This window comes from Streptomyces canarius, from assembly GCF_014650735.1.
Taxonomy (GTDB): domain Bacteria; phylum Actinomycetota; class Actinomycetes; order Streptomycetales; family Streptomycetaceae; genus Streptomyces; species Streptomyces olivaceoviridis.
The window spans coordinates 1-584 of sequence record NZ_BMVN01000240.1 but is presented as its reverse complement, the minus strand read 5'-3'; the positions used below and the strand labels follow the sequence as shown (position 1 = coordinate 584).

Genomic DNA, 584 nt, shown 5'->3' with positions numbered 1-584 from the left:
AGAAATCCAAGAACACCTATACTGATCATGGCATAAACCATGCCTAGATACCCGAAGACCGGTTTTCCCGAAAAAGTCGAAACGATATGACTTATGATACCGAATCCAGGCAAAATGAGAATATACACCTCTGGATGACCGAAGAACCAAAAGAGATGCTGGTATAATATGGGGTCTCCCCCTCCAGCGGGATCAAAAAAGGTTGTATTAAAGTTTCGATCGGTTAATAACATGGTAATTGCCCCTGCCAGTACCGGAAGTGATAATAAAAGTAGGAATGCTGTCACTAGAACGGACCACACAAAAAGGGGTAATCTATGCATAGTCATTCCAGGTCCACGCATGTTGAAGATAGTTGTTATAAAATTGATAGAACCTAAAATGGACGAAACACCAGATAGATGAAGACTAAAAATTGCTAAATCAACTGCTCCTCCAGAATGGCTGGTAATACCGCTTAAGGGCGGATAGACCGTCCACCCAGTGCCGCTACCCACTTCTACTAAGGCTGAGCTTAATAGGAGCAAGAGACTTGGTGGCAACAACCAGAATGAAATATTATTTAATCGCGGAAATGCCATGTC

Annotated in this window: 1 protein-coding gene; it reads right to left on the bottom strand. The window is 42.6% G+C overall.

Going from position 1 to position 584, the window contains the following annotated elements; translation table 11 throughout:
• Positions 1-584 (bottom strand): cbb3-type cytochrome c oxidase subunit I (locus tag IE294_RS50535; RefSeq protein ID WP_189895432.1); only part of this gene is annotated, 584 nt, incomplete at both ends.